The 9,636-nt window shown below is 63.2% G+C and carries 10 protein-coding genes and 1 pseudogene; 7 read left to right on the forward strand and 4 right to left on the reverse strand.

The genetic code is table 11. The features are described from left to right. On the reverse strand, positions 1 to 1,531 hold a 1,531-nt coding region (locus tag M3498_03600), incomplete at its 3' end, for a S8 family serine peptidase (GenBank protein ID MDQ3458381.1). A gap of 463 nt (positions 1,532 to 1,994) precedes the next feature. Further along, complete coding sequence (locus M3498_03605) at positions 1,995 to 3,170, reverse strand: hypothetical protein (protein ID MDQ3458382.1); 1,176 nt, start codon at positions 3,168 to 3,170, stop codon at positions 1,995 to 1,997. A 418-nt stretch (positions 3,171 to 3,588) separates the two neighbouring features. Here M3498_03605 and M3498_03610 point away from each other — a divergent pair, with 418 nt between their 5' ends. The 7 genes and pseudogenes from M3498_03610 (at position 3,589) to M3498_03640 (ending at position 8,447) form a co-directional block, all read left to right on the forward strand. Then, the gene (locus tag M3498_03610; GenBank protein ID MDQ3458383.1) at positions 3,589 to 4,656 is read left to right on the forward strand and encodes a ferritin-like domain-containing protein; all 1,068 of its coding nucleotides are present in this window, start codon (positions 3,589 to 3,591) and stop codon (positions 4,654 to 4,656) included. 151 nt (positions 4,657 to 4,807) lie between these two features. Beyond that, a complete protein-coding gene (locus M3498_03615; GenBank protein ID MDQ3458384.1) occupies positions 4,808 to 5,083 on the forward strand; it encodes a twin-arginine translocase TatA/TatE family subunit in 276 nt (91 codons plus the stop codon). 164 nt (positions 5,084 to 5,247) lie between these two features. After that, positions 5,248 to 5,979, forward strand: coding sequence for a twin-arginine translocase subunit TatC (gene tatC, locus M3498_03620; protein ID MDQ3458385.1), 732 nt, complete (start codon positions 5,248 to 5,250; stop codon positions 5,977 to 5,979). Beyond that, entirely contained in the window at positions 5,942 to 7,063 is a 1,122-nt protein-coding gene (locus M3498_03625) for a bifunctional 3-deoxy-7-phosphoheptulonate synthase/chorismate mutase (GenBank protein MDQ3458386.1), read from the forward strand. Before tatC ends, M3498_03625 begins: the two co-directional genes overlap by 38 nt. An 86-nt stretch (positions 7,064 to 7,149) precedes the next feature. Further along, positions 7,150 to 8,106 carry a 4Fe-4S dicluster domain-containing protein gene (locus M3498_03630; protein ID MDQ3458387.1) on the forward strand — a complete coding sequence of 319 codons (957 nt, stop codon included), beginning with the start codon at positions 7,150 to 7,152 and terminating at the stop codon, positions 8,104 to 8,106. After that, positions 8,107 to 8,260: pseudogene (locus tag M3498_03635) on the forward strand (BrnT family toxin). It begins immediately after the preceding gene. Then, positions 8,241 to 8,447 (forward strand): CopG family transcriptional regulator, encoded by a 207-nt coding sequence (locus tag M3498_03640; protein MDQ3458388.1) that lies wholly within the window; start codon positions 8,241 to 8,243, stop codon positions 8,445 to 8,447. Before M3498_03635 ends, M3498_03640 begins: the two are co-directional and overlap by 20 nt. Before the next feature lie 107 nt (positions 8,448 to 8,554). Here M3498_03640 and M3498_03645 read toward each other — a convergent pair whose 3' ends face one another. Both M3498_03645 and M3498_03650 read right to left on the reverse strand, forming a co-directional pair. Beyond that, positions 8,555 to 9,337: an amino acid ABC transporter ATP-binding protein gene (locus M3498_03645; protein MDQ3458389.1), complete on the reverse strand. Its 783-nt coding sequence runs from the start codon at positions 9,335 to 9,337 to the stop codon at positions 8,555 to 8,557. 42 nt (positions 9,338 to 9,379) lie between these two features. After that, the coding region (locus tag M3498_03650; protein ID MDQ3458390.1) for an amino acid ABC transporter permease at positions 9,380 to 9,636 on the reverse strand (257 nt) is incomplete at its 5' end.

Below are 9,636 nucleotides of genomic sequence, written 5' to 3' on the forward strand. Positions count from 1 at the left end.
CAATCAAGGAGACGGCGGGACCGACCACGCCTTCCCAACTGTCGAGTGCTTCCGTATCCACGACGACGCGGCTGCCTGCCGTCTCGGCGGCGGCCTTGACGGCGGCGTAGGCGTCGATATAGCCCGCACCCACCTCCCAGTCCTCGTACTGGCGACCATTGACGAACATCGGACGAGCGGTGCTGGAGAGAATCTCGAGCGTGCTATCTAAGTCAAGCGCCGGGTTGGCCTCGAGCATGAGGGCTATAACGCCCGAAACGTGCGGGGTGGCCATCGAAGTGCCCGAGATGCGGCTGTAGAAGGCGCCGTACTCGAGATCGCCGCTCCAGGGCGGCGTCACCGCGCCGGTGGTGGCGCGCGCCGCGATGATGAAGCGGCCGGGGGCGGTGATGTCGGGGTGGTGGAAGGCGTCGCCGGGGATGCCGCGCGAGGAGAAGTCCACCAGCTTGCCGTCCTTGTCGCCGGCGGCGGTCGACAGGGCGCAGGGGCTGGCGCTGTAGGGGTTCAAGGTGTCCTGCTCGGGACCGGCGTTGCCGGCGGCGAAGTTGACGATCATGCCCAAGTCGTAGGCGCGCTTGGTGGCGATGGAGATGGGGTGGAAGGGCGCGAAGCGGCCCGACGAGCCCCAGGAGTTGGTGATGATGCGGACGTTGTTGGCCTCGCGCACGTCGGGGTTCATGGCGAAGTCGAAGCCCTGCAGGGCGTAGAGGATGAAGATCGCGTCGCCCGCGCCGATGCCGACCAGGTTGGCCTCCGGCGCCATGCCGACGTAGCGGCCGTCCGACATCGCGCCGGTACCGCCCACGGTGCCGGCGACGTGGGTGCCGTGGCCCGAGGTGGTATCGGAGTTGACGGTGTCGACGGTGAAGTAGCCGCCCACGCCGATGTTGACGATCGAGGCGATGATCTTGACGTTGCGCGTCACGTTGTCGAAGTCGCCCTGGAGCTGATCGACGCCCGAGTCGAGCACGGCCACGCCGACGCCCTTGCCGGTCACACCAAAGGCCTCCCTCGCCTGCGGAGCGCCGATAAAGTCGCTCGACTCGCTCAGGAAGTACTCGAGGGGGCGGTCCTGGTAGATCGACAGCAGGCCGTAGTCCTGCAGGTTGCTCTTCAGCGTGGTGACGAGTTCGGGGGTGATCAGCGTAGAGATTGCCAGCATCGGCAGGTTCTCGAAAACGCCGAGGCCGTCGCCGCGCTTGATGCCCAGGGTGTTCGAGACGAAGTCGGCGGCGGGAGCCAGGGCGTCCTCGAAGTTGAACGACAGGATCAGGGTGCCGACGCTGCCGTAGTCGAGTGTGGGATCGACGACGGCGTTGGTCATCGTCGCCTGCGCGCCGTCGCTGGCGTAGAGCGCCACGCAGTCGGGCACGGTCTCGACCACCGGCTCCTCGATGATGTGCTTTGGACCCTTGCCTTTACCTTTATTGAGCGCGTCGATGTCTCCGTCGCCGAAGGGCGCGGTCTGCGAACAGGCCGCTAGGATAAACGCCGACAGCACCAACAGGATTAGCCATTTAGCTCGTTGCATCTGGATACTCCTTTGTATATAAATTGGGCATACGTTACAATTATATTACAATGTCGTCTGAACTTCTGTCGTCTGAACTTCTCGATGCCATGCTCAATATAGCCTCTAACATGAAGATTGTCAAGCTGTGTACTTTTCGCTATTTCCCTGTTTAGTACACAACATCCAAATTTTCGCAGCCTGGGTATGGCCAGAGCTGTTTAACTTTCTCATGTTTTTCATACTACTTGCTTTGTGAATGGTCCATGTTTATTCACATTTTTCATGCGCCTGCTATGGTATCCTCAGACTCGGCCACGCCCGTAGGCGCAGGCCTTTTGCGGCAGAGGCCTACGAGACCCTCGAGCCGCGACCCTCCCTGGTGCGGATACCGGAGTTCCCATGGCACCAATGAGAAGCAGGGGTGGGAGCACGCTCCCACCCCTGCTTCTCTTGGGTCGGTTCTCGTTGGACCCGGCGGCAGCTAATACCGAAACACCGCCGCGATCGGCGCGCCGTCGGGAATCTCGTCGGGCTGCACGGCGTAGACCGTGCCGCCGTTCAGCAGCGTCTGCACCGCGGCGAAGTCGAGCAGGTCCTGGTCGCCCGGCTGCCGCTCGTCATGGACGGTGACCTCGTTCTGAGCGGGGTCGGCCACGCCCCACCTGCGCACGCCGAGCTGCACGAAGAGGGTGTCCACCCTACCCTGGCCCGCCGCGGGCACGATCTCCCTGAGGGTCCTCGAGGCCTGGCCGGTCCCGGCGAGCTGGCCGAACCTGGCCATCGCCTCCTCGTGCGCCCGCTTGAAGTGGGGCTCGACGACCTCCCAGGCCTTTTCACGCAGCTCGCCCATGCGCCAGCCGTCGGGGTTGCCGTGCGCGCCCTCCTCGAGCAGGTGCCCGTACGAGTTGGCCTCGCGGTAGATGGGGTGCAGGTAGTCCACCCCGGCGATCACCATCGGCGCGCGCTTGTCCTTCAGGTGCTCCATCAGCCCCCGGTCGATCTGCTGGAAGTAGCGCAGGATGTCGGTCTTCTTGCTCTCCTCCGGGCCGTGGCCGTGGAAGATGGCGGGGCCGCGGCCGCCCTGGCGAGGGTTGCCGCCACCGCCGGCCATGCCGCTGGTGTGGTGCTGGAGCTGCTTTTCGGGGTCGTCGTACTTGAGCGCGTCGGCCAAGCTCTCGGGGACGTTGTCGAGCTCGACCTCGGTGACCGTGTGGCGGGTGGCCTGCAAGAGCCGCAGCTCGTTTTGGCTCAGGGCCAGGATGTAGTACCGCCCGTCGTTGGCCAGGAGTTGCAGGAGCGGCTTGAGGTGAAAGCGGTCGGTGACCACGGAGAACTCGTCGAAGGAGACCGGCAGGCGGTAGAGGTGGAAGGTCCCCGGCGCCAGAAAGAGCGCCAGGCCGTCGCCCTGGTGCTGCCAGAACGCGATGTTGTCGCGCAGCAGCGCGCGAGCGGGCTCCAAGATAGCGTCTATATCGTCACGTCTCAGGCCCTGCTCCGAGAGCTGGTTGTCGGCGTCCGTGAGCAGGTTCTTGAGGCGGATGGGGTCCTGCTCGGCGTCCTCGCCCCTCGGGTGGGTGGGCAGGTAGATGGAGACGCAAGGTCCCTCTTGGGGTTTCGCGGCGAGCATCTCGAGGATGTCTTTTGAAATCACGTCCATACTTGCTCCTTTCGGTGTGCGGCTGTGGCCACGCGGCGGCTGGCCACGGCCATGGGTTTTTTGGATACTAACGCCGTAGGCGCCGAGCGACTTGGGTTCAAGTTGATATCCGCTCGAGCCCTCGACCCCAGGCGAGCAGGTGCCCTCAAGCTCCGCACATCCTTGCACGTCCACCCATTCCCATACGATACGCGAACATCCAAGCCAAGCCCGCCCGTGTAAGGATAGGTGAGTGGCCGGAGAAGCTGTGCATTTGTTCGCTTATATGGCAAAAGGCTGAGAAAATGCCTACAGCTTACAATCGGACAGTGAACAGATTGGCATAGTAGAAACGCGAAGCCCGTTACAACAGGGACCAAAATCCATTTCATTGCGCTTTGGAAACGGGCCACTCGAGCCAAAGCCGGAGGTAGACAGCATGGACTTCAAGAAGACACTCAGCGCACGGGTGGACCGCCGCAAGCTACTCAGAAATCTGGGCGTCGTGGGCGCCGGTGCCGTGCTGACGGCATGTGGCCCTCGCGGCATCACCCCGCCGCCGGACAACGGCAACGGCAACGGTGCGGCCAACCTGGACGCCGCGATTCTCAACTTCGCCCTCAACCTCGAGTACCTAGAGGCCGCCTTCTATCTGGCCGTTGTCGGTCGCCTGAGCGAACTTCCCGGTGGCGACGCGGACATTGTCCTGCCCGCCGGTTATGACCCCAGCCCCGGCTCGAGCCTCTACCCCGCGGTAGGCCCCATCGACAACCCGATCGCGGAATACGCCCAGGAGCTCGCGGACGACGAACTCAACCACGTCGTCTTTCTGCGCAACGCCCTGCAAGGGGCGGGCGCGCCCGTCGCGGAGCGCCCGGTCATCAACCTGGCCGACTCCTTTGAAGCGGCCGCGAGCGTCGCCTTTGCGGGCGTCACCGACCCCAGCGCCCTCGGCCTCCCCGCCGACTTCACGCCCGCCGACTTCAACCCCTTCGCCAACGACCCCTTCTTCCTGCACGGCGCCTTCATCTTCGAAGACGTCGGCGTGAGCGCCTACCACGGCGCCGCGGAGTTCATCACCGACCCGGCCTTCTTGAGGGCGGCAGCGGGCATCCTGGCGGTCGAGGCCTACCACTCGGGCTCCATCCGCACTCAGCTCTACGCCGCGGACATGCGCAGGGCCGACTTCTTCGGCGGCCTTGACACCTGGTCCATCGTAAACGCCATCTCGAACGCGCGCGACTCGCTCAACCCCGGGGTGGACAACGACCAGGGCGTCGTCGGCAACCCCAACTTCCCCGAGTCGCTGGCACACGAGGGGCCCGACGGCCTGGGCGCCAACATCGTGCCGGGCGATCAGAACAGCATCACCATTCCGCGCACCCCGCGCCAAGTCGCCAATATCGTCTACCTGGGCGTCGACACCGCCTCGGGCGGCTTCTTCCCCGACGGCATCAGCATTCCAGCGGGTCTCGAGGACGACTTCGCCACCCTGCTCGGACTGTAGCCCTTTGCGCCAGTACCGGCCCAGGCCGGTACTGGCTCTTCTTTCTCCAAACCCCAACCGCAAAACCCAAATGCAAGTTGACAGAAGATTTCACCCGCCCAAGCGTGCTAACATGGCCTTATATGAATCCTAATATCAACCCTGGAGGTAGATGATGCGTATCGGACCCTTTGGCATCTGGGAGATTTTGATCATCCTGGTTGTCGTTTTGCTCCTCTTTGGCCCCAAGCGCCTGCCCGAGCTCGCCAAGAACGTCGGCCAGTCGGTCCGCGAGTTCCGCAAGGGCATCAAGGACATGAAGAACGACATCGAGGCGGACATCGACGAGGAGCGGCATGAGAAGGTCAGCACCGTCACCAAGCCGCCGGTGAACCCCACCGTGAACGCAGACCGCCACGTCGAGAAGGTCAAGGTCGACAATACCTGAGCGGCTTTGAACCGAGCGGCTGTGACCGAGCGGCTTTGAACGGCAACAGCCGTCCTCGAAGCGCCGTTCTCAAAGCGCTGTCCTTGAAGCTGTATCTCTAGATGGTATGGGTATGGATTGCATGGCTGTAGATCTCATAATCAGGCTATGACCAAGGCTGCCTCATGACCCTTCTTGATCACCTCGAGGAGTTGCGCAACCGGCTCTTTATCGCCATCGCCGCCTGGGTAGTGGGCACCGGTATCGCTTTTGTCTTTCGTTTTGATCTGCTCGCCTGGCTGCAACAGCCTCTGCCTGCCAACCTCACGCTCAACTTCTTCGGCCTGCTCGAGCCCTTTATCGCTTCGATGCAGATCGCGGCCTTTTTCGGCCTGGTCTTGGCCTCACCTGTCATCGGCGCGCAGGTCTGGGGTTTTATCAGTCCCGGCCTCTACGACGAGGAGCGCCGCTGGTCCGTTCCCTTTATCTTTCTGACCGCCGTGGCCTTTGCCTTGGGCGTGGTCTTTGCCCGCTACGTCGTCCTGCCGGTCGCCGTGCCCATTCTCCTGGGGTTTTTGGGCGATCAGGTCGGGGCCGTCTTGTCCATCGGCGACTATATATCCAAGGTCATCATGTATATGGCGCTCTTCGGCATCCTCTTCGAGATGCCCATCTTGAGCTTTCTGTTGGCAAGGCTGGGCTTGTTGCGGGCGCGCTTTCTCATTCATTACCGCAAGACCGCCATCATCATCGGCCTGGTGGCGGCGGCGGGTTTGAGCCCTACCGGCGACCCCTTCAATTTCGCGCTCTTGGCTATACCGATCGTCTTACTCTATGAACTGAGTATCGTGATCGTCAGGCTGTCACAGAAACGAGATCATGGACGAGAAGATACAGAGCTTACGCAACCGCATTGACGAACTCAACCTGCAGATTCTGGACCTCCTCTCGGAGCGGGCCCGCGCGGCCGAGGCCATCGGTGAGGTCCAGACCGCCCTCGGCCTCTCGCACTACGACCCGGTCCGCGAAAACACCATGCTCGAGGCGCTCACGGCCGCCAACAGGGGGCCCTTTTCCGACGGGGTCATCAAGAGCCTCTTCAAAAACATCTTTCAGGCCAGCATGCAGCTCGAGCAGCAGGCCGACAAGGTCAACTACCTGACCTCGCGCAAGACGCACCAGGAAAACACCGTCGTCAGGGTGGGCGAGTTGGCTGTCGGCGATGGCGAGCAGATCCTGGTGGCGGGGCCCTGCTCGATCGAGACCTGGGAGCAGGTCGAGACCACGGCTGCTTTCGTGGCGAGCCGGGGCGTCAAGTTCTTCCGGGGCGGCGCCTTCAAGCCCCGCACCGACCCTTACTCCTTTCAGGGCCTGGGTGAGGCGGGGCTCAGGCTCGGCCGCAAGGCCTGCGACCGTCACGGCCTCAAGTTCATCAGCGAGATCATGGACCGGCGCGACTTGGAGCTCTTCGTCGAGTACGCCGACGTCTTGCAGATCGGCGCCCGCAACATGCACAACTTCACCCTCTTGCGCGCCGTGGGGCGCAGCGGCAAGCCGGTGCTGCTAAAGCGCGGCTTGAGCGCCACCATCGAGGAGTGGGTGATGGCGGCCGAATACCTCTTGAGCGAGGGCAACGAAAGCGTGATCCTCTGCGAGCGCGGCATCCGCACCTATGAGAACTACACCCGCAACACCCTGGACATCTCGGCGGTGGCGCTCGCCAAGTTGGAGACCCACCTGCCCGTCTTCGTGGACGTGACCCACTCGGGCGGCCGCCGCGACCTCTTGGTGCCGCTCGCCCGGGCGGGCTTAGCGATCGGCGCCGACGGCGTCATGGTCGAGGTCCACCCCAATCCGGCGGTGGCGCTGTCCGATAACAAGCAGCAGATCGACTTCGACACCTTCGACCTCTTTCTAGCGGAGACCGGCTTTGACGAGGGGCTGTCAGCCGTCCGCCGTCAGCTAGCAGCAAGCAGCAAGCTCGAGGCGGTGAGCGTTTAGGCCTGGCAGCTTGTCACCTGGACCTAAGCTGAGCTAAAAGGCCCCAGGGCCTAAGCTGAGCTTAGGTCCACTGGGGCCTTTTAGCTATGTGGGATAAACTTCTCGGTTACATCATCAAGGCCACCGACATCCAGCCGCAGTACAAGGCGGAGCACTGTCTGGTGGTCAAGCGCCAGGTGGGCGGCTGCACGAAGTGCAGGGACGTCTGCCCGCACGACGCCATCCGCATCCGCTCCCGCGTCGAAATAGACGAGATCGACTGCACGGGCTGCGGCCTCTGCGTCCAGATCTGTCCCAGCGAGGCGCTCGAGAGCTCGACCTCCTTTGCCGCCGGCATGCCGCTCAAGTGCTCGCAGGTAGGGGGCGGCGCCCAGAGCGTGCAGTGCCACACCCGCCTGACCTCCTCGGACCTCCTGCGCCTCGCCGACAAGGACGGCAAGGTGACGCTCGCGCGCGGAGATTGCGAGGGCTGCAAGATCGGTTCCAGCGCGGTGCCGGAGGCGCTCGAGGCCCTGGCCGGCGAAGCGCGGGCCCTGGCCGAGCTGAGCGGCCGCGAGCTGAGGCTGGAGGTGCTCGAGCTAGACACTCTGGACGCCACCGACAACCCCAACAAGCTGAGCCGCCGCGAGCTCATGCACGGCGGCTGGCGCAGCCTACAACACACCGCCGCCGACGTCTTGGCGCCCTTGGACCCCGGCGACCCCACCGAAAAGCACCTGCCCAGCGAGATGCAAAAACACTACCGGCTCATCGCCATGGCGAAGCCCGAGGCGGACACCACCGTTCCCTGGGTCCTGCCGCGGGTGGCCGAGGGCTGCATCATGTGCCCGGTCTGCACCAACGTCTGCCCGACCAAGGCCTTTAGCCGCGAGTTCGAGCCGCCCACCGAGGGCTCGGGCGCGGTCCTCAAGCTCGAGCCCTCGGCCTGCATGGGCTGCAACGCCTGCGCCGTCTCCTGCCCGCCCAAGGTGATCAGCTTAGACGAACAGGTCAGCTGGGGCGAGCTGAGCGGTGGGCCGCTCGAGATGTACAAGAAGGGTTAGCGTACTGAAGACGAGCCGAGGCTTCTCGTCATCGGAAAGATCGGAGACGGGATCTGGTCCGCTAGTTACCTATCGCGGGACAATTATCCGGATTATCTCTGTTCGCCGATCTAGAGCAGAGGAGGTTGCGCTGTATGAAAGCAAAGAGTTTTGATCGGAAATTTGAACGAGGCGAGGACCTCACCAAGGACCTTGATCTCACCCAAGCCAGACGTTCATCCAGAGCCACCAAGTGCGTAAATGTCGACTTTCCTACCTGGATGATTGAATCTCTTGATCGAGAGACAGGTCGCTTGGGAGTAATCGCCCATGCCGCTTGTCAGCGGCACCACGATGGATGAAAATGCGAGCCATTTTCAAAGGAACCTATTGTTCATCGGAAACCCGGCTCGCCACCATCGCCCGAATGATGTCGGAGAGCTTCATCTGCCCCTCGCGTTTCTCCTCGCTAGAGGATCTTCGAGAGAAACGCCTTGGTGCGCTCTTCGGTAGGGTTCTGAAAAAAGTGCTCGGGCGTGCCCACCTCGACGATCTGGCCCTGGTCCATGAAGATGACGCGGTCGCCGACCTGCCGGGCGAAGCCCATCTCGTGGGTGACCACCATCATGGTCATGCCCTCTTGGGCCAGGTTGACCATCACCTCCAAGACCTCGCCGATCACCTCGGGGTCCAAGGCCGAGGTGGGCTCGTCGAAGAGCATCACCTTGGGCTCCATGGTGAGCGCCCGGGCGATCGCCACGCGCTGCTGCTGGCCGCCCGAGAGCTGGCCCGGGTACTTGTGAGCCTGCTCGGGGATGCCGACCTTGCCCAGAAAGTACCCCGCGCGCTCCTCGGCCTTGGACTTGCGCCACTTGCGCACCCGGATGGGCGCCAGGGTGATGTTCTCCAGGACCGTCAGGTGCGGGAAGAGGTTGAAAGCCTGAAAAACCATGCCCGTCTCGCGGCGGACCCTGTCGATGTTGCGCACGTCGTCGGTCAGTTCGATGCCGTCGACGACGATCTTGCCCTCCTGGTGCTCCTCGAGCCGGTTGATGCAGCGGATCAGGGTGGACTTGCCCGAGCCCGAGGGGCCGATGACGACCACCACCTCGCCCTTGTTGACCGAGGCATTGATGTCTTTAAGCGCGTGAAAGTCGCCGTACCACTTGTTTAAACCTTCGACCTCGATGACCCGGTCGCCGCCCGGCGGGGCATCGGCCCGGACCACGGCCGGCTCTGTGCTCGCGTTCATGACCATCCCTTATCTTACCTTGGCCCCACTACCTTGTCCCCACTACCTTGTTCCCACGCCCAGCTGGCGCTCGAGCTGGCGGCTGGCCACGCTCATGCGGTAGCAGAAGAAAAAGTAGACCACGCACAAAAAGAGCGAGAGCTCCATGCGGATGCCGCCCGGCACCATCAGCGAGGTGGGCTGGTTGGCGACCAGGTCCGAGACCTTGAAAAAGTCGGTGAGGCCGACGATGGCCACCAGCGAGGTGTCTTTAAAGAGGCCGATCGACTGGCCGACGATGGCGGGAATCACCGCGCGCA

This window comes from Deinococcota bacterium (assembly GCA_030858465.1).
Classification (GTDB): domain Bacteria; phylum Deinococcota; class Deinococci; order Deinococcales; family Trueperaceae; genus JALZLY01.